The sequence below is a fragment of the Parablautia muri genome (assembly GCF_009917485.1).
In the GTDB taxonomy this organism is placed as follows: domain Bacteria; phylum Bacillota; class Clostridia; order Lachnospirales; family Lachnospiraceae; genus Suilimivivens; species Suilimivivens muri.
The window spans coordinates 50,664-69,720 of the sequence record NZ_QZDT01000016.1; the positions used below are offsets into that span (position 1 = coordinate 50,664).

Consider the following 19,057-nt stretch of genomic DNA (forward strand, 5'->3'; position numbering starts at 1 on the left):
CAAGGAGATAAAGTTTGATGATAGCAACAGTTGATGTGGATGAAAAAGGTGTATTGAAGGGGATAAATTGTTTTGCCTTGGATATGGATGGCACAGTTTATCTGGGAGAACAGTGGATTGATGGGGCCAGAGATTTTTTAAAGGCAGTGGAAAGAGCCGGTAAGAAGTATGTGTTTTTGACGAATAATTCCTCTAAGAATCCGCAAACTTATGTAGAAAAGCTTGGGAGGATGGGGCTTACCATTGGGCTGAATCAGATTGTCACCTCCGGAGAGGCAACGATCGCTTATTTGAAAAAGAATTTTCCGGGGAAAAGGGTTTTTCTGCTGGGAAATGAGCTTTTGCAGGAAGAGTTTGTGGAGGCTGGTGTTAAGCTGGATGAAAAGACGCCGGAGGTAGTAGTGGTTGGATTTGATACCTCTCTTACTTATGCGAAAATGTGCAGGGTGTGTGATTTTGTGAGAGAGGGGCTTCCTTACCTATCAACCCATCCTGATTTTAATTGCCCAACGGAGAGTGGATTTATTCCGGATGCCGGGGCAATTCATGCGTTTATTCATGCATCCGCCTTTCGTTACCCTGACCATGTGATTGGAAAGCCAAGCGGTGATATTATGGATTATCTGGCCCAACGTGCAGGAGTTTCAAAAGGCGAAACCGCTATGGTGGGAGACCGGCTTTATACGGATGTGGCTGCAGGGGTGAAGAATGGTTATACAGGAATTTTAGTGCTCAGTGGAGAAGCTGGGATGAAGGATGTGGAGGAGTCAGAGGTGAAACCGGATCTGATTTTTTCCTCCGTAAAGGAAATGATTCCATTTTTATAAAAGAAAGCGATATAAAAAGCGATATTGAAAAGCTTTTAAAGAGGAAGTTGGTTATGGGATTACAGTTTTATTTTGGTGGTTCAGGGGCTGGAAAAAGCAGACAGCTTCATAAAGATATTGTTGCGTGGGCAGGAGAGAAACCTGCCTGCAATTTTTTATTTCTGGTGCCGGACCAGTTTACCATGCAGACCCAGGTTGACTTGGTAAATGCCAGCGGGCGTGGAGGTATTATGAATATTGATGTGCTCAGCTTCGGACGCCTTGCCCACCGCATTTTTGAGGAAACCGGATATGGAAACAAGCCGGTTTTGGATGATACGGGCAAAAGCCTTGTGCTGCGCAAGGTGGCAACGGAGTTTGCACAGGAAATGCCCATTATTGGAAAAAATTTAAATAAAATTGGGTATATCCACGAAGTAAAGTCCGCTATTTCGGAGTTTATGCAGTATGGCATCAGCGCCGGTCAGGTGGGAGAGCTGGCAGAGTTTGCCAAGGGGCGGGGAGCGCTGCATTATAAGCTGAAGGATTTGGAAGTGATTTATAAAGGATTTGTATCGTACATACAGGAGCGCTACATCACCACAGAGGAAACCTTGCAACTTTTGACACAGGCTGTGGGAAAGTCCCGGATTGTCAGGGATAGTGTTGTTGTTTTTGACGGATTTACGGGGTTTACGCCTATACAATATAGCTTGATTCAGGAACTTTTGAGGCTGACTGAAAGGGTCATTGTTTCTATCACAATAGATATTAGAGAAAATCCTTTTAGGGCAGGTATGGAGCAGGAACTATTTTTTCTCAGTAAGAAAACAGTGAGAGATTTATGTGGATTGGCGAAGGAAGCGGGCGTAGAAAGAACGGACGATATTTTTATAAAAAACCATCCATTGCCGAGATTTAAAAATAATGCGGAGATGGCACATCTGGAAAAACATCTGTTTCGTTATCCGGTGCAGCCCTATAGGGAGACAGGCGGAGGCAACATTTACATGATGGAGACTTTGAATCCGGCAAAGGAGGTGCGCAAGGTCTGTATTCAAATCAAAAAGCTGGTATTGGAGGAGGGCTACAGTTACCGGGATATTGCGGTGGTCACAGGAGATTTGGAGACCTATGCGGACTATTTTGAGAGGGAAGGGCTTATTTATGATATTCCTGTTTTTTTGGACAGAACCAGAGGACTTTTGTTAAATCCGCTGATTGAGTACATAAGAAGCGCTCTTAAGATTGTACTGTCTGATTTTTCTTATGAATCGGTTTTTCATTTTTTGCGGTGCGGCCTTACGGATTTTGCCCCGGAGGAGATAGATCGGCTTGAAAATTATGTACTTGCCTTAGGTATCAGAGGAAAGAAAAGATGGGGACAGATGTTTGTCAGGAGAATTAATAAAAAAACAGATGTTACCAATGAACAGAAAGCGCAGGAAGACAGAGAAATTGCACTGCTGGAAAAAATAAACACAATAAGAACAGGATTTATGGAACAAATGCAGCCTTTGCTGGAAAAAAAGAAAACGGCCGGAGAGCTGGTGAGGGTGCTGTATGATTTTATTGTAAATGGGAAAATCCAGGAAAAGCTGTCCGCATATGAGCAATTTTTCACGGAAAATGGAGAGAGAGAACGGGCACGTGAATATGCTCAGGTTTACAGGCTTGTGATGGAGCTTCTAGAGCAGATTATGGAACTTCTTGAAAAGGAACCCATGAACCTTAAGGAGTTTGCAGATATTCTGGATGCAGGATTTGCGGAGATTGAGGTAGGAACTATCCCGGGAAGTGTGGACAGAATTGTGGTGGGTGATATGGAAAGGAGCCGTCTAAAGCAGGTCAAGGTGCTGTTTTTTTTAGGGGTTAACGATGGGAATATTCCGAAGGGCAGCATGAAAGGAGGCATTATTTCCGATCTTGACAGAGAATTTTTGCAACAGTCAGAATTTGAGCTTGCCCCCACCCCCAGACAAAAAATGTATATTCAAAGGCTATATCTTTACATGAACATGACGAAGCCTTCCGATCGGCTGTATCTGTCTTTTTCCAGAATGAACAGCCAGGGAAAGAGTATCAGGCCTTCCTACCTGATTGACATGATTCGGAAATTATTTCCGCAGATTCAGATAGAAAAATCAGATATGACGCAGATGTCTTTTGAGCAGATTGTAGGGAAAAAGGACGGATTGACGCTTTTGGCGGAAGAAATCAGAGAGTATGCCGAGGGGCGGGAAGGGGCTTTGGACCAGCGAGAGCTGGGATGCCTGTATCGCTTTTATGCAAGAGACGAACAATATGGGAGCTATGCGGGGAAGCTTATGGAGACCGCTTTTGCAAGATATGAACATAAGCCTCTGACAAAGGCGGTAGCGCTGGCCCTTTATGGTAAGATGCTGGAGAACAGCGTAAGCCGTCTGGAACGGTATGCAGCCTGCGCCTATTCACATTTCCTACAATATGGCCTTATGTTGAAAGAACGGGAGGAATTTAGCTTTGAACAGGCTGATTTGGGGAATATTTTTCACCAGGTGCTGGAAGTCTTTGCAGGAAAACTTGCAGAAAACAAACTGACATGGTTTGACTTTTCGAAGGAGGAGGGTGATGAGCTTCTTCGGGAGGCGTTAGATACGGTGACAGCAGCCTACGGGGAAACGATTCTTTACAGCAGCGCGCGATATGAATATATGGTGGAGCGGATGTACCGGATTCTACAAAGAACTATCCATACCCTGAAAGCTCAGCTGCGGGAGGGAGATTTTATGCCTGCCGCTTTTGAATTATCTTTTGCCAGAGCAGGAGTGCCGGAGGCGGTGGACTTTTCTTTATCAGATGAAGAAAAGATGAAGCTCAGAGGCAGGATTGACAGAATTGATACCTGTGAAGATGAGGAGCATGTGTATGTAAAGGTGATAGATTATAAATCCGGAAACAAGAAATTTGATTTAGCGGCTCTATATTATGGATTGCAGCTACAGCTTGTGGTTTATATGAATGTAGCGGTGAAAATCGCGGAGAAAAATTATCCGAACAAAGAGGTAATACCCGCAGCCCTTCTTTATTATCATGTGGATGACCCCATGGTGAAAGCGGAAACGGCGCTGTCGGAGGATGCGCTTTACAGGGAAATTCTTAAGGAGCTTCGGACAACTGGAATTGTCAATGAAAATGAGAAAGTGGTTTGCCATTTAGATAAAAATTTTACGGATAAGTCCTTGGTTATTCCTGTGGAGCGGAAGAAGGACGGCAGTTTTTCTTCGCGTTCCTCTACGGTGGCAAAGGGAGACTACGAGACGATTTCACAGTTTGTAACCCATAAAATCAAACAGTTTGGCCGGCAGATTTTAGAAGGAAATATAGAGGTGAATCCCTGTAAGCAGGGCGTAAGAGAATCCTGCACCTACTGTGCCTACAAGGGAGTGTGTGAATTTGAAGAAAAACTTCCGGGGTGCAGCCTGCGCAGCCTTCCCGCCCTGCCAGATGATTTATTATTTGAAAAAATGCGTGAGGAAATACAAAAGGATATATCATGAAAAGTAACCTTGCAGATAGGAAGAAAGGAGAAATCATATGGCAGTTGCATTCACCCCGCAACAGCAGAAGGTAATTGAACTGCGGGATAAAAATATACTGGTTTCAGCGGCAGCTGGTTCCGGAAAGACGGCTGTGCTGGTGGAGCGAATCATTCGGATGATTACGGATGATGCGCGGCCGGTGGATATTGACCGTCTTTTGGTGGTGACTTTCACAAATGCGGCGGCGGCTGAGATGCGTGAGAGAATTGGGCTTGCCATCAATAGGCGGCTGGAGGAGGATCCGGAGAACGTTCATCTCCAAAAACAAGTATCTCTGCTCCACAATGCCCAGATTACCACCATTGACAGTTTTTGCCTTTTTGTGATTCGGAATAATTTTAATGATATAGACCTTGACCCGGGATTCCGTGTGGCGGATGAAGGGGAACTGCGCTTGCTGCGGCAGGATGTGATGCAGGAGCTGTTAGAGGAAAAGTACAAAGAAAAAGAACAGTCGTTTCTTAACTGTGTGGAGTACTTTACCGGCGGCAGTAACGACAAGATTTTGGCGGAGTATATAGAAAAGCTGTATGGTTTTTCCATGAGCTGCCCTTGGCCGGAAGACTGGATTAGTCAGTGCATGGATGACTATAAAATAACGGATATTATAGAACTTGAGAGCACAGATTGGTGCCAATTTTTACTGCATCATATGGGTACGGTTATAGAGGAATGCAAGGTCAGTATGGATATGGCAGTCAGCATCATTGAAAGACCGGATGGCCCATATATGTATGCGAACGTGGTGGAACAAGAGCGTGAAATGCTGGAGTATCTGTTGGGTAATGAAAGTCTGTCAGCCTATTATGAAGCCTTTGAAAAGGTTTCCTTTGGGCGTCTTCCCTCTAAAAAGGATGATACGGTTAGCCAGGTATGCAGGGAAAAGGTTCAGCAGATTAGAAAGGATGTAAAAAAGAAGCTTGAGGACTTAAAGGAATCGTACCTTGTCCTTTCCCCACAGCAGGTGGTGGAGCGTATGGCTGTGGCAGCGCCTAATGTGGAAATGCTTTTGTCTTTGGTGCTTGCTTATAAGGAAAGGCTGGATGATAAAAAGCGTCAGGAAAATATCATAGATTTTTATGATATGGAACATTTCGCTTTAAATATTCTTTTGAAAAAAGAGGAGGACGGCAGTATAAGCCCGACACCGGCGGCAGTGGAATACCGGCAGTTTTTTACAGAGATATTGATTGATGAATATCAGGACAGCAACCTGGTGCAGGAGCTGCTTTTAAAGAGCATATCCGGGGAGGAAGATGGAAATTTTAACCGCTTTATGGTGGGGGATGTAAAACAGAGCATTTATAAGTTCCGGTTAGCAAGACCAGAGTTATTTATGGAAAAATACAACTGTTATTCTAAAGAAAATGGCAGCTGTCAGCGAATTGATCTACATAAAAATTTCCGAAGTCGTCCACAGGTGCTTGATAGTGTCAATCAATTGTTTGAGAAAATTATGGGGAGGAAGCTTGGCGGGGTGGAATATGATGAGGAGGCGGCTCTTTATCAGGGAGCAGTTTATCCGGAATTGACATTTTTTGAAGATACATCTTTGGAAGAATTGCGTGTTTCGCCCTACGAGACAGAATATCTTGTTATAGGGAAAGATGCGGAAGAACCCCTAAGTGCAAGGGAGCAGGAAGCGGCGGCAATTGCGGAGAAAATAAGGCAGCTTCGCCAAAGCCTCAAGGTGACAGACAAAGAAACAGGCTCCCTGCGTCCCTTAAGATACGGTGATATCGTTATTTTACTCAGGACAGCTGCCGGGTGGGCGCAGGATTTTAAAAAGATTCTGGAAAAGGAAGGAATTCCTGCTTATGTGACCTCACAGACCGGTTATTTTCAGGCGGTTGAGATAAGAACGCTGCTTCAGCTTTTGAACGTGATTGACAATCCACTTCAGGATATTCCCCTCTATGGCACCCTGGTTTCCTTTTTCGGAGGATTTACGAAGGAGGAAATTGCCAGTGTGCGGGCAATCGATAAAAGGCTTCCTTTGTTTGACCTGTTAAAAACCTGTGAAATCAATGATGACCTTCTAAAGGAAAGGATACGGGGATTTTTGGACTGGCTTTCTCATTACAGGAAAAAGACAGCCTATACCCCCATCCATAAGTTGATTCAGGAGATCTTAAGCGATACGGGATATCTTGATTATGTGACAGCCTGCCCCGGAGGAAAGCAGCGCAGGGCAAACGTGGAGATGCTGCTTACCAGAGCGGCAGCGTTTGAAAATACCAGCTATTACGGCTTGTTTCATTTCTTGCGTTATGTGGAGCAGCTGGAAAAATATGAGGTGGATTACGGGGAAGCGGATGTACTGGATGAAAATGCGGATGTGGTGCGCATTATGAGTATTCACAAAAGCAAGGGCCTGGAATTTCCGGTCTGTTTTGTGGCGGGCCTTTCTAAGAAGTTTAACATGCAGGATATAAGCGGCAGGCTGATTGCAGATATTGATATGGGAATTGGAGTGGATTATATAGATAGTACCTTACGTCTGCAAAGCCATACCTTGAAGAAAAATGCAGTGGCGCTGAAAATGAAGCTGGATGTGCTGGGAGAGGAAATGCGCGTGCTGTACGTGGCAATGACCAGGGCAAAGGAAAAATTGATTCTTACAGCTCTGACGGATGATGTGGAAAAATTTCAAGAAAAACTGGAACAGGAAAAGGAATTTGGGGCACAGACAAGAAGTGCGGATGGGAAGGTTCCCTTTTCCGTGCTGCTGGGGGCCGGGTGCTACCTGGATTTTATTTTCCCTTGTTTGGAGGATGTGCGGCTGCTGGATCCGAAAGAAAGACTGGTACAGGACATAGAGGACGCTGTGCTACAGATGCACCGCCGGGAAAGAGTGGAGATGACCGAGACGGACAATGAACTTATGGCGCAGTTGTCAGAACAGTTTGACAGGGTTTATCCTTACCAGTATCTTTCCGGACTTTTTGTAAAGACGACAGTGTCAGAACTGAAAAAGAAAGGGATGCATGATTTATCAGAGCAGTCAATGGACAATTTGGAGGGCGAAATAGGACAAGGAAAACGCTTTCATCAGGCATTTACAAAGGAGTTGTTTGAGGAGCCGGAGATCGTACCTTACATTCCTTCCTTTATGAAAGCCAAGGAAGGAATGTCAGGCTCAGACAGAGGAAGCGCTTACCATAAAGTGATGGAGCTGCTTGACTTTGAGGCAGTATTGAAAGCAGGCGGGTCCCAGGAGGGGATAAAAGCAGAATTGAACCGCCAGCTTGAAGAATTTGTGTGTCAGGGATTATTAGACCGGACATGGAGAGACGGCATTTCAGATGTAAAGCTTTCCGGATTTTTTGAAACCGGGCTTGCTAAGCGGATGGCAAAGGCTGAGGGAGCGGGAAAGCTCTGGCGGGAACAGCCTTTTGTGTTAGGGCTTCCGGCAAGCAGGCTTAAGGAGGAACTTCCGGAAGGGGAGCAGGTGCTGATACAGGGAATCATTGATGTTTTTTTTGAGGAGGAAGGGAAAATAGTGGTAGTTGATTATAAAACGGACGCCGTTACAAGACCTGAAGAATTGGTTTCCAGATATCAGATACAGCTCAATTATTACGAGGAGGCGCTTGTGCGTCTTACCGATAAAGAAGTGACACAAAAAATCATATATTCTTTTGCACTTGGAAGGGAAGTTGTGTTATACTGATTTTTGTAACTGTGGAGTGGAGTATGCTTCTTTTTGGAACATGTGCCAATGATGCGAACGGTAGGTTCTGGCATTTTTTCGTATCGGGTGAGAAGGATAAGGCCGGTTCCGCAAAATAGTGCAAACGAAAAATGGAGAACTGCCACCGCGTGGCATGGGCAGGCTCCATGAAATACAAATGCCGCGCAGAAATGAGGGAAAAATGAAGTCTAAATTTGGCATCAAAGAAGTTGTTGCAATTGGTATTGGCACGGCCCTGTTTGTGGCGCTGACAGAGATTCAGATTCCTACGCCGATTCCCAATACTTATTTACAGCCCCGTATGGCAATCATGGCCTTTCTTGCAGCTGTGTTTGGTCCGATTGTAGGTGGTTTGGTTGGTCTGTTAGGGCATGCGCTTGGAGACGCGATGTTTTATGGCAGCGTATGGTGGAGCTGGGTGGTACCGGAGGGCGTTGTTGGCGTTGTAATCGGTCTTTTTGCTGCAAAGTATGCAGTAAAGGAAGGCGATTTTGGGAATACAAAGACAATTGTTCTGTTTAATGTAATGCAGGTCATTGCCAATGCAGCCGCATGGATTTTGGTGGCGCCTGTTCTGGATATAGTAGTTTATGCAGAGCCTGCAAATAAAGTATTCATTCAGGGCGTATTTGCATTTATAGGAAATATTCTGATTATTGGTATTTTAGGTACTTTGCTTTGTGTAGGTTATTCCAAAATCGGAGCAAAATCATCAAGCCTTAGCAAAGAGGACTAATACATGGAGCCTGTTATTGAGTTTAAATATTTTTCATTTAAATATCGGGCCCAGACACAGCCGACTCTCCGGGACATAAATCTCTCTATTATGCCCGGAGAGAAAGTTTTGATCGTAGGGCCTTCTGGTTCAGGAAAATCAACTCTGGCTCATTGCATCAACGGTCTGGTGCCTTTTTCTTATCCGGGGGATATAACAGGAACCTTGCGGGTAGGCGGGAAAAATCCGGCGGATTTAGGCTTGTTTGGTATTTCCCAGATAGTGGGAACAGTGCTGCAGGATACGGACGGACAGTTTATCGGACTTACTGTGGCGGAGGATTTGGCATTTTCCCTGGAAAACAATCTGGTGCCTCAGGAGGAAATGTTCGTCAAGGTAGACGAAGTAGCAGAGCTGGTGGATGTGAAAAAGCTGCTTGACAATGCGCCAAGAGAGCTTTCAGGAGGACAAAAGCAGCGAGTGTCTATGGGCGGTGTGATGGTGGACGATGTGGAAATCCTGCTTTTTGACGAACCCTTAGCCAATCTGGATCCGGCAACCGGAAAGCGTGCGATTGCCCTAATCGACCAGATCCAGAAAAACAGGAAATCTACGATTGTAATAATTGAGCACCGTTTGGAGGATGCCCTCTACCGGGATGTGGACAGGATTATTGTGGTTGGAGAGGGACGGATTGTGGCGGACACTGTGCCGGACGAATTGCTGATAACAGATATTCTTGAAAACAGGGGATCAGGGAACCTCTTTACATAACAGCATTAAAGCATGCAGGCTGCAGCATTTCGGCTTCTGATTTGCCAGGTCATATTGAAACCATGAAGCTGAATAACTATAAAGCCCCTTTGAGAGAATGGTTTAACCAGGCGGATAGGAAAAAGGAAAAGGACGAATCTGTCTCGGCTCTTAAAGTGGAGGATTTGTATTTTTCTTATGTGGAAGGAAAGCCGATTCTCCAGCACATTCACTTTGATATCAAAAAGGGAGAGATGGTCAGTATTGTAGGGAAGAATGGTGCGGGCAAATCAACGCTCTCCAATTTAATCTGCGGCTTTTATAAGCCTGTCAAAGGGCGTATTCTTTTAAACGGAGAGGATGTGGCGCCTCTTTCCATCAAAGAACGTGGAGAAAAAATCGGACTGGTGATGCAAAGTCCTAACCAGATGATATCCAAGCCTATGATTTATGAGGAGGTAGCCTTAGGGCTGGCGGTTCGGGGTGTGCCCGAGAAGGAGATGAAGGAACGGGTTTATGAGACCTTAAAGATTTGCGGTCTTTACCCCTTCAGGAACTGGCCTGTATCAGCTTTAAGTTTCGGGCAGAAAAAAAGAGTGTCCATAGCCTCCATATTGGTTATGAATCCGGAAGTGCTTATCTTGGATGAGCCCACGGCAGGACAGGATTACAGACATTATACGGAAATCATGGAATTTCTGAAAGATATCAATGAAAATTTTGGGATAACAATCATTATGATAACGCATGACATGCACTTGATGCTGGAGTATACGGACCGCGCCATTGTGATAGCAGATGGGCACTTGATAGCAGACGATACTCCTGCAAGGATACTAACCAATGAACAGATTGCTGACAAGGCATACCTAAAGAAGACCTCTTTATATGATTTGGCAGTGAACTGCCAGATTGACAATCCGTCCGAGTTTGTGGAGCGGTTTATTGCATATGAGAGGCAGCAGCGCAAACTACGTATAGAAAAAGTAAAGGAGAATCCGGCACATGTCAAAGATATTATCCTATGAAGAAAAAGATACCTGGATTCATCAGTTAAGCGGCGTCACCAAGCTTATTTTTTTCCTGCTGTGGTGTGTGGTGAGTATGATGACCTATGATACCAGGATTTTAATTCTTATGGTAGTGTTCAGCCTGTTTGTGTTTAAAATTTCAAAAACACAGTGGAAACAGGTTGGCTCTGTGTTCAAGGTGGTCATGGTTTTTCTTATCTTTAATGTAGTTGCTATTTTCTTTTTTTCGCCGGATCAGGGCTCCCATATTTATGGCACGAGAACGGTACTTTTCCATATTGCAGGGCGTTATGATATGACATTGGAGCAGCTTTTTTATGAGTTGAATGTGGTGATTAAGTACTTTACCATTATCCCTACGGTGTTTATGTTTCTTGTGACGACCAACCCCAGCGAGTTTGCAGCTTCCATGAATAAAGTTGGAATTAGCTACAATGTGGGATATGCGATTTCCATTGCACTGCGGTATATACCGGATGTGCAGGGAGAATTTACGAAAATTAAACATGCCCAAGAGGCAAGAGGGATTGAAATGTCGGGCAAGGCTTCTTTTCTGAACAGGATAAAAAGTACCGCATCTATTATATTTCCTTTGATTTTTTCCAGTATGGACCGGATTGATACTGTGAGCAATGCCATGGAGCTTCGGGGATTTGGAAAACATAAAAAAAGAACTTGGTATATGGCGAAAAAGCTGAAAAGGAATGATTATCTTACCATTGGATTTACAGTGATATTTGCGATTGTGGCGTTGGTGTTTACATTTGCGGATGGGAGTAGATTTTATAATCCGTTTGTATAAAATGCCTTGACAAATAGGTAGGATAGATATATTTTAATAATAATTTCATATCGCTAGGGGAGCGTAAGCTGAGAGTGCGTGCGGACGAAGATGAGCCACATGCAGACCCTCATCACCTGAACCGGACAATACCGGCGTAGGGAAGCTGATTTTCATAAATGTTATATTACTATATTTCGCTTTTATAGGCTGAAGTGATAAGCTGCTGACATGAGATTGTTGTCAGGGAATCATTTGAGCATGCAGGAGTGAAATAGGAATGACGTTTGTGAAGCGCAACTCCTCCTGTGATGTAATCGAATCATAATAAAGGAGGTTTTTTTATGTCTATTTTTGTGAAGGAAATTGTGGATGAAGAATGGGGAAATTATTTTGACCTAACGGGTGCAGGGTACGGGGCATTGATTGTTCTTATGCTTGCGATTCTGATGGTTGGCTGTTTTGTGGGAAGTGATGAAAAGAAAAAATTCAGCACAAAGCAGCTGGTATTTTCTGCGGTGGCTATGGCCCTTGGCATGGTGACGAGTATGATTAAGCTGGCTGATATGCCTATGGGTGGATCTGTCACCCCATGCAGCATGTTGTTTATTTGTCTGATAGGATATATATTCGGACTTCGGACAGGACTTACATCGGCCATCGCCTATGGAGTGCTGCAGTTGGTGGTAGACCCTTACATAATCGGTATTCCACAGCTTTTTACAGATTATATCTTTGGCTTTGGGGCGCTGGGACTTTCCGGTGTGTTTGCAAATAAAAAGCGGGGACTTTTGTGGGGGTATCTTTTAGGCGTTTTGGGGAGATATTTCTTTACCTTTCTGTCCGGCATGATTTTCTTTGGAAGCAATGGAGCATATTACAATATGTCAGCGCCTGTTTATTCCCTTGTTTATAATGGAGCTTATTTGGGGCCGGAGGCTGTTATCACAGTAATGATTATCATGCTTCCGCCAGTTGAGAAAGGATTGGCCAAGGTGAAAGCAATGGCAAACGAGTAGTGGATAGGCTTGGCCCTGGTAAGGAAAAATATACTTTATAAATAATATCTATAATGAGCTTTGAAAGGTAAGGCGGTTATTCTATGAATGGTATGGGATAACTGCCTTTTATATGTAAATTATTTTTTAGTTGCTCCAATTATTTTTTAAATATGTAGAAAGACTATTGACAAAATAATATTATATACCATATAGTATATATATCAACTACAATACTATATGTCATATAATATTATAAAAGAAATAAAGGAGGGAGCTATGGTCTTTAATACAGGAGCAGCGCTCTTGGACGCCATTGTGCTGGCAGTTGTATCCAGAGAGCCGGAGGGGGCATATGGATACAAGATTACACAGGATGTAAGACAAGCGATTGAACTTTCGGAATCCACTTTGTATCCGGTACTTAGAAGACTGCAAAAGGATGAATGTCTTGAGGTTTACGATATGGAATGTGCGGGCAGGAACAGGAGATATTACAAGGTGACGGAAAAAGGGCGTCTGCAGCTTAATTTATATGAAAGTGAGTGGAGGAAATATTCTGCTAAAATTAACAGTATATTTGAGGGAGGAATGAAAGAATGAGCAGATGGGAATTTATGCGGCAATTGGAAGAATTGCTCTTTGATATTTCGCCTAGCGAAAGGGAGGAAGCACTTCAATATTATAATGATTACTTTAATGATGCAGGACGTGAAAATGAACAGGAGGTTATAATGGCGCTTGGCTCACCAGCCCAGGTTGCGGGAATTGTAAGAGATGGATTGAGTGAAAATGTAAGCTCCGGTGAATTTACGGAAAGCGGATTTAAAAGTGCGGCATCCTCTCAGCAAAATCCTATTATGAAAAGAGAGGACAGTTTAAATAAAAAGGATATCTTTACGGAGCAGGATGAGAAAACAGATGAAAACGGCAGAGACAATATAAATTCCTCTAAAAATTATGAAAATACGCAAAAGGACAGTTACAGGGAAGAAGGCTCCACAGCGTTTGATGATGCGCAGACAGGAAGCGGCCGGAAGGCAGAGACGTCAGGAGACGGCGCTTATGCCAAAGAAATGAAAAACAGTTCCCAGGAAAAGAAAGAGGGGCTGCCAACCTGGGCGATTGTGCTTATTATAATCGGCGGCATTCTTTTAGCGCCGGCTATTTTGGGCGGCATAGGAGGTATCATAGGCAGTCTGTTTGGTATAGTGGCTGCTATAGCGGCTTTGGTTTTAGGGATAGGCTTAACGTCCCTTATCCTTTATATCGCGGCGGTTTTGCTGATTGTGGCAGGAGTCGGATGCATTTTCGTAGCGCCAGTTAAAGGGATAGGCCTTTTGGGAGGCGGTTTCATTTGCGGAGCGCTGGGGATTTTGTGTATGCTTCTTACGTATTTTTTGATAAAGAAAGTAATTCCTGGCATTTTCTATGGAATCGTATTTGTTTATTATAAAATAAAGGATAAAATAGGAGGATGGAAAGGTTGAAAGAATTGCATTCTTTTAACTGCAAATTTGTGTTTGAGTGCACAAATTCCCACGTTGAGAAAGGAGCATGGAATAAAGATGAATAAATTTGTAAAAGTTTGTTTCATAACGGCAGGAATTTTGATGGCGTCAGGACTGGTATTTTCTTTTATCGGCGCAGCCGCAGGAGGTAGGAATATGTTTCATTTTATAAAAGATAATGTACGTCAGGATGGAGAGCTGGATATCATTGAGGGAACGCTTGAAGGTTTACCGGAGAGGATATTCGGCAGAAAATGGTATCATAATTGGGGGTCAAATCCAACTTACCTTACGATAAACGGCGAAAAAGTAAATACGGAAGTTTGGGAAACACAGATACCGGTAGAGAATATCAAAAATTTGAGTTTAGAGTTAGGTGCAGGGGAATTTTATATAAGGGAAAAGAATGCGGCGGATGGTATGGTGGATGTGACCATAGCAGGCGTTGGCGGCTGTGATTATCAGGTAAAGGATAAGACCTTGTATGTAGAAGGATTTACCGGAATAAGGACGCTGAATATGAGCGGATTGAGCGGCTATCAAAATAATCTTATCCTGACTTTTCCGGCGAGAACCGATTTTAGCGAGATAGATGTAGAAGCCGGAGCAGGCACAATGGAGATGGTGTCTTTAAAAGCGGAGGAGATAAAGGTAGTGGTAGGAGCCGGTGAGTTTATCATGAACCAGATGGAGGCAAAGGAGCTATCGGCAGAGGTAGGAGCAGGAAGGCTTGATGTCAGCGATATGTATGCTAAGGATGTCTCTTTGATGGTTGGTGTGGGGGATTGCATTTATGAAGGAACGATTGAAAATGAACTGGAAGCCGAATGCAATATGGGAAATATGTCACTTACGCTGGATGGAAAAGAAAGCGATTATAATTATGAATTGGAATGTTCTGCGGGGAATATAGATATAGATGGCTCTGTTGTTACGGGCCTTGCATCAAAAAAGAGCATTCAAAACGGCGCTGCAAGGACATTTGAGCTTGTATGTAGTGTGGGGAATATTTCGATACGCTTTGATAAATAGTTCAAATGCAGGTATAAAGAGCGCCTGAGAATTGATTCCTGCGGGCAATGAGCCAAGTGGGCATGGCTGCAGGAACATTTGGCGTCTGCCGTAAAGTTGTTGACTTAAGGAAATGGAGGAATGGGAATGGTTACATTGATTTTATTATTGATACTATTCATTACGTTATTGATAGCAGGACTTTGCTTTCATCTGGCGGGCAGTATATTAAAGCTGGTATTTAAGCTGCTGATCTGCCTTCCCTGCGCTGTTTTGTGCGCAGTGGTGGGGATTATATTCTGCTGTACCCTGCTGTTGATTCCAGCAGGACTGATGTGTTTTAAGCTGGCCGGATTTTTGCTGCATCCATTTAAGCCGTGTATGATTTAAAGAGAGCGCATTGTTGTTTTGGTTTTAAGCAAAGACATAACAAAGCTGGCCCTTTTAGGGGGCCAGCTTTGCACTTTCTTTACCAATGACAAAGAAAAGTCCTGCTTTTTTCAGCGCTGGCCGCAAAGCTAAGTAAACAAGGGAAGCTACAATCGTGGATGTAACCGCATTGATGGAGGTAGAAGCCACATTCCAGGCAAGGGTAACTTCTGCCGCAGGTTTCCCTAAAATAGCAAGTTTGTATAAATAGCCAATGAAAGGGTCGAAAATTACATTGAACAAAAGTCCTCCCGCAGAGGCAAGAACTGTCCAAAATACAATCTTTTTATGTTCTGTCTCCGATGTGATCTTACCGATTTTATGTGCAATCAGTCCTGTGATTAGACCAATGCAGAGTTTAAGAAGAAAAGTTTTGGGGGCATATACAACATAAACCGGATCCAGCAGATCACCGATGGTCATTCCAATAGCGCCGCCAAGACCACCATAAAAGCCTCCAAGAATCAAAGCGCCAAGTACGCAGACCGCATTCCCTAAGTGGATGGATGTTGCATCGCCGCCAGGCAGTGGAATTTTAATCTGCAAAAAAGTAAACACCACGTAAGATAAAGCTGCCATCAGGCCAGTTATTGCAATTTTCTGTACTTTTTGATTTTTCATAAGTTGATTCCTCCTCAAATGAATGGTTGTATTTTATTATATGCATAAGTGGTATTGCTAAAAGTGCCAAATTAAAACTTTTTAACCATACCAGCAGGGAAGAGAATAGTTGAAAGAAGAATAGAAATCATGTATGATAGGGGGGCTAGCTATAAAAATGGTTACAATAAAAGTGATAGACTCATGAAAGAAATGGGAATAAAAAATGCAGAAAATGAAGGGAATAAGCGGAAGTACATTAAAAATGATAGCTGTACTCTCTATGTTGATTGACCATACGGCCGCAGTTGTGCTTAGGCAGTTATTGGTAGATAACCCGGAAGGACTGGACTACAGGGTGGATTTTTCTTTTACTTACATAAGTCAGATGCTGCAATCAGGTTTTACGGGAAAGGTTTATGTGCTCTATTTGCTGATGCGGAATGTGATTGGCAGATTGGCCTTTCCGATTTATTGTTTTCTTTTGGTAGAGGGTTTTGAAAAGACGCACAATAGAATAAAATACGCAGGGCGCCTTTTTTTATTTGCCCTGATTTCAGAGATTCCTTTTGACCTGGCTTTTTACGGGAAGATAGGTGACTATACGGGTCAAAATGTTTTTTTTACGCTTTTTCTGGGCTTTTTGATGATGTGGGGGATGAAGAAAATGGAAGAACTTCCGGACAGTCTTTGGATGAAATGGGTCGGTATGGGTGCCTGCTTTCTGGCAGGGGCGTATGTGGCGGAAAAAATCTGTTGCGATTACGGGGCAAATGGGATTGTGGCAATTGCCCTGCTGTTTCTTTTAAGAAGAAACAAAACAGGGCAGATATTGGCAGGCTGCGCGGCCTTTTTATATGAGGTGACAGCTCCTGCCGCATTTATTTTTGTTGCGTTGTACAACGGACAAAGAGGGGTGAAGCTGAAATTTATTTTTTATGTTTTTTATCCGGTGCATTTGATGCTATTGTATATTTTGATGGAAATGCTCTTTCATCCATAGCCGGAAAACTAGAAAACGAAAGGGTTAATTTGGGCTGAACTGTTATGGGTTTGGACAAATGGAGGGACGGATGGCTTGACTTAACCAGTCTTTTTACGCTGTCAGCTCTGCCATAAGCGCCGACACGGTTGTCATCTGATGAAGCCGTGAGACATTTGACCCGCAAAAGACAAGACCATGCTCCACATCACCCTTCACAGCGCGAATGAGCGCTTGCGTGATGCAATAGGGAGTCTGGGCCGGATTGCAGGCCGACAGGCAGCCCAGGCAGTGGGTTACAGTGCAGCTGCCAGAACTGACTTCTTCCAGAAAAGCATTGTGGATTGCACGGCCGGGCATTCCAACAGGACTTTTTATAATTTCAATATCGGAGGACGATGCTCTTAAGTAGGCTTCTTTAAAAGAAGGGGCGGCATCGCATTCTTCCGTCACCACAAACCGCGTGGCGATCTGTACGCCTTTAGCGCCCAAAGACAGGGCGTGGTCAATATCTTTTTTATCAAAAATGCCGCCTGCGATTACCACGGGAATCTGGCATCCCAATTTTTCCTCATAAGATTTTACCACAGTCATAATTTCACCTATTTCTTTTTCATAAGCATCAGGCGTTAGTGTATTTAATTCTGTTTGTGGAAAGCCCAGATGCCCTCCGGCCAAAGGGCCTTCTATGACAACCAGATCTGCTGTCCGTTGAAATTTTTTCTCCCAGAGCTTCAAAATGACTCTTGCGGCTTTGGCAGTGGAAATAATTGGAGCAATTTTTGTTTCCTGCTCATAGCCTTTCACCAGGCCGGGCAAATCAGCGGGAAGGCCCGCCCCGCTGATAATCAAATCCGCCCCGGCCTGGCAGGCCGCAAGGACATGGTTTTTATATTCGCTGGTGGCAGTCATGATATTGACACCAATGAGTCCCCCTTTTCCATGAGAATGCTCTTTCGCCAGAGAAATATGCTTTTTCAGTGCGCGAATATTACTGGCAGAGCAGTTGGTATAAAAATCTGGCTCATCAAATCCAATTTGCGCTGCAGAAATGATCCCAATGCCTCCGGACGCGGCTACTGCCCCTGCCAGATGGGAAAGGCTGACCCCCACACCCATTCCGCCCTGGATAATCGGGAGTCTGGCAGATTTATTTCCAATTACAAGTGGTTCCATATGTATCCTCCATTCTTATCAGTGACCTGCAAATTTGACCATAATCTTCAAGCCTATGATGGGCCAAGCTTTGCGGGCACTATTTTGATATTCAAACTATTTGATAATCAAACTTTCTATACTATAGCGCATTCGTATGTCAAAGTCAAGAAAAAATAGAATCAATAATCGGAAATAGTAGTTTTTAATACTATATTATACGGTTTTATATATGCAAAATTTTTGGGATATAAGTCAGAATGTAAAAATATTGAGAAGATAGAAAAAACATTCATGAAAATATAAAAAAATTTTTATGAAATATATAGAATTTATGTTGACATAGGGCGATGGGAATTTTATAATAGCAAAATGTTAACTAGTTAAATATTAACTAATTAATAATTAAGGGCAGCGTCATGGGGTTCAATTGAAAAATCGAAGATTTTTCAATTGACAAATTTGTGCTTGCGCCCCAATTTGCAAATTTTGGGAAACATGGGGATTAGTGTGTAGTAGAGGAGACGACAATGGAAAGGGATATGCAGCATCAAATTATAAATCTTTTCAGGCAAGTTGATCAGTCTTTTAAGAGAGTGGCTGACAAGAGGGTGACGGATACGGGACTATACAGGAGCCAGCACAGAATGTTGATGATTTTGGGCAAACATCCGGACTGTTCCCAGACTGAGCTTGCCGAAATGCTGGATATTTCTCCGGCTGCAGTGGCAGTTACGCTTAAGAAGCTGGAAAAGGCCGGATATATCAGCAGGCAATGTAATGTGGAAGATAACCGTATCAATCATGTGATTATGACAGAGAAGGGAAAAAAGGCAATTGATATAAGCCTCGTTTACTTTAAAGAAATTGAAAACGCTCTGTTAATGGGGTTTTCAAAAGAGGAGATGGAGCTTTTAGAGGGATTCTTTTTAAGAATTATTAAAAACGGTGAAATTTATTATCAGAATCTTTGACCGGCGTAGTCTGTGAGAATATTGCAGGTATAGCCT

14 protein-coding genes, 1 pseudogene and 1 riboswitch are annotated in these 19,057 nt (G+C 43.4%); of the genes and pseudogenes, 13 read left to right on the forward strand and 2 right to left on the reverse strand.

The window, feature by feature from the left end:
• Window positions 1–17 precede the first annotated feature (17 nt).
• From D5281_RS11165 to D5281_RS11215, 11 genes and pseudogenes are all read left to right on the forward strand, one after another.
• Window positions 18–827, forward strand: a complete 810-nt coding sequence (locus D5281_RS11165) for an HAD-IIA family hydrolase (RefSeq protein WP_160560240.1) — start codon at window positions 18–20, stop codon at window positions 825–827.
• 53 nt (window positions 828–880) lie between these two features.
• Entirely contained in the window at window positions 881–4,345 is a 3,465-nt protein-coding gene (gene addB / locus D5281_RS11170; RefSeq protein ID WP_160560241.1) for a helicase-exonuclease AddAB subunit AddB, read from the forward strand.
• A gap of 37 nt (window positions 4,346–4,382) precedes the next feature.
• On the forward strand, window positions 4,383–8,060 hold the full coding sequence (gene addA / locus D5281_RS11175) for a helicase-exonuclease AddAB subunit AddA (protein ID WP_160560242.1): 3,678 nt from the start codon (window positions 4,383–4,385) through the stop codon (window positions 8,058–8,060).
• A 202-nt stretch (window positions 8,061–8,262) separates the two neighbouring features.
• Complete coding sequence (locus D5281_RS11180) at window positions 8,263–8,817, forward strand: ECF-type riboflavin transporter substrate-binding protein (protein WP_160560243.1); 555 nt, start codon at window positions 8,263–8,265, stop codon at window positions 8,815–8,817.
• A gap of 3 nt (window positions 8,818–8,820) precedes the next feature.
• A pseudogene (locus D5281_RS27180) lies at window positions 8,821–10,577 on the forward strand (ABC transporter ATP-binding protein).
• Window positions 10,555–11,382 (forward strand): energy-coupling factor transporter transmembrane component T family protein, encoded by an 828-nt coding sequence (locus tag D5281_RS11190; RefSeq protein ID WP_160560244.1) that lies wholly within the window; start codon window positions 10,555–10,557, stop codon window positions 11,380–11,382. Before D5281_RS27180 ends, D5281_RS11190 begins: the two are co-directional and overlap by 23 nt.
• 45 nt (window positions 11,383–11,427) lie before the next feature.
• A riboswitch (TPP riboswitch) is annotated at window positions 11,428–11,542 on the forward strand.
• Window positions 11,543–11,705: 163 nt separating this feature from the next.
• Window positions 11,706–12,380, forward strand: coding sequence for an energy-coupled thiamine transporter ThiT (locus tag D5281_RS11195; protein WP_160560245.1), 675 nt, complete (start codon window positions 11,706–11,708; stop codon window positions 12,378–12,380).
• A 258-nt stretch (window positions 12,381–12,638) separates the two neighbouring features.
• A complete protein-coding gene (locus tag D5281_RS11200; RefSeq protein WP_160560246.1) occupies window positions 12,639–12,962 on the forward strand; it encodes a PadR family transcriptional regulator in 324 nt (107 codons plus the stop codon).
• Window positions 12,959–13,849, forward strand: a complete 891-nt coding sequence (locus D5281_RS11205; protein WP_160560247.1) for an HAAS signaling domain-containing protein — start codon at window positions 12,959–12,961, stop codon at window positions 13,847–13,849. The genes D5281_RS11200 and D5281_RS11205 overlap by 4 nt, the downstream gene beginning before the upstream one ends.
• A 78-nt stretch (window positions 13,850–13,927) precedes the next feature.
• Window positions 13,928–14,902, forward strand: a complete 975-nt coding sequence (locus D5281_RS11210) for a DUF4097 family beta strand repeat-containing protein (protein WP_160560248.1) — start codon at window positions 13,928–13,930, stop codon at window positions 14,900–14,902.
• Between the two features lie 126 nt (window positions 14,903–15,028).
• The gene (locus D5281_RS11215) at window positions 15,029–15,271 is read left to right on the forward strand and encodes a YccF domain-containing protein (protein ID WP_160560250.1); all 243 of its coding nucleotides are present in this window, start codon (window positions 15,029–15,031) and stop codon (window positions 15,269–15,271) included.
• A gap of 54 nt (window positions 15,272–15,325) precedes the next feature.
• Here D5281_RS11215 and D5281_RS11220 read toward each other — a convergent pair whose 3' ends face one another.
• Entirely contained in the window at window positions 15,326–15,931 is a 606-nt protein-coding gene (locus D5281_RS11220) for an ECF transporter S component (RefSeq protein WP_160560252.1), read from the reverse strand.
• A gap of 205 nt (window positions 15,932–16,136) precedes the next feature.
• Between D5281_RS11220 and D5281_RS11225 the strand changes: the two genes are divergently transcribed.
• Window positions 16,137–16,913, forward strand: coding sequence for a TraX family protein (locus tag D5281_RS11225; RefSeq protein WP_160560254.1), 777 nt, complete (start codon window positions 16,137–16,139; stop codon window positions 16,911–16,913).
• 93 nt (window positions 16,914–17,006) lie between these two features.
• Here D5281_RS11225 and D5281_RS11230 read toward each other — a convergent pair whose 3' ends face one another.
• Window positions 17,007–18,068 carry an NAD(P)H-dependent flavin oxidoreductase gene (locus tag D5281_RS11230; RefSeq protein ID WP_160560256.1) on the reverse strand — a complete coding sequence of 354 codons (1,062 nt, stop codon included), beginning with the start codon at window positions 18,066–18,068 and terminating at the stop codon, window positions 17,007–17,009.
• A gap of 509 nt (window positions 18,069–18,577) precedes the next feature.
• Here D5281_RS11230 and D5281_RS11235 point away from each other — a divergent pair.
• On the forward strand, window positions 18,578–19,021 hold the full coding sequence (locus D5281_RS11235; protein ID WP_160560258.1) for a MarR family winged helix-turn-helix transcriptional regulator: 444 nt from the start codon (window positions 18,578–18,580) through the stop codon (window positions 19,019–19,021).
• The last annotated feature ends 36 nt before the right edge of the window (window positions 19,022–19,057 follow it).

What these genes read in the sequence shown, in the direction of transcription:
- D5281_RS11165 (WP_160560240.1), top strand. Translation starts at nt 18, where the DNA reads ATGATAGCAACAGTTGATGTGGATGAAAAAGGTGTATTGAAGGGGATA.
- addB (WP_160560241.1), top strand. Translation starts at nt 881, where the DNA reads ATGGGATTACAGTTTTATTTTGGTGGTTCAGGGGCTGGAAAAAGCAGA.
- addA (WP_160560242.1), top strand. Translation starts at nt 4,383, where the DNA reads ATGGCAGTTGCATTCACCCCGCAACAGCAGAAGGTAATTGAACTGCGG.
- D5281_RS11180 (WP_160560243.1), top strand. Translation starts at nt 8,263, where the DNA reads ATGAAGTCTAAATTTGGCATCAAAGAAGTTGTTGCAATTGGTATTGGC.
- D5281_RS11190 (WP_160560244.1), top strand. Translation starts at nt 10,555, where the DNA reads ATGTCAAAGATATTATCCTATGAAGAAAAAGATACCTGGATTCATCAG.
- D5281_RS11195 (WP_160560245.1), top strand. Translation starts at nt 11,706, where the DNA reads ATGTCTATTTTTGTGAAGGAAATTGTGGATGAAGAATGGGGAAATTAT.
- D5281_RS11200 (WP_160560246.1), top strand. Translation starts at nt 12,639, where the DNA reads ATGGTCTTTAATACAGGAGCAGCGCTCTTGGACGCCATTGTGCTGGCA.
- D5281_RS11205 (WP_160560247.1), top strand. Translation starts at nt 12,959, where the DNA reads ATGAGCAGATGGGAATTTATGCGGCAATTGGAAGAATTGCTCTTTGAT.
- D5281_RS11210 (WP_160560248.1), top strand. Translation starts at nt 13,928, where the DNA reads ATGAATAAATTTGTAAAAGTTTGTTTCATAACGGCAGGAATTTTGATG.
- D5281_RS11215 (WP_160560250.1), top strand. Translation starts at nt 15,029, where the DNA reads ATGGTTACATTGATTTTATTATTGATACTATTCATTACGTTATTGATA.
- D5281_RS11220 (WP_160560252.1), bottom strand. Translation starts at nt 15,931, where the DNA reads ATGAAAAATCAAAAAGTACAGAAAATTGCAATAACTGGCCTGATGGCA.
- D5281_RS11225 (WP_160560254.1), top strand. Translation starts at nt 16,137, where the DNA reads ATGCAGAAAATGAAGGGAATAAGCGGAAGTACATTAAAAATGATAGCT.
- D5281_RS11230 (WP_160560256.1), bottom strand. Translation starts at nt 18,068, where the DNA reads ATGGAACCACTTGTAATTGGAAATAAATCTGCCAGACTCCCGATTATC.
- D5281_RS11235 (WP_160560258.1), top strand. Translation starts at nt 18,578, where the DNA reads ATGGAAAGGGATATGCAGCATCAAATTATAAATCTTTTCAGGCAAGTT.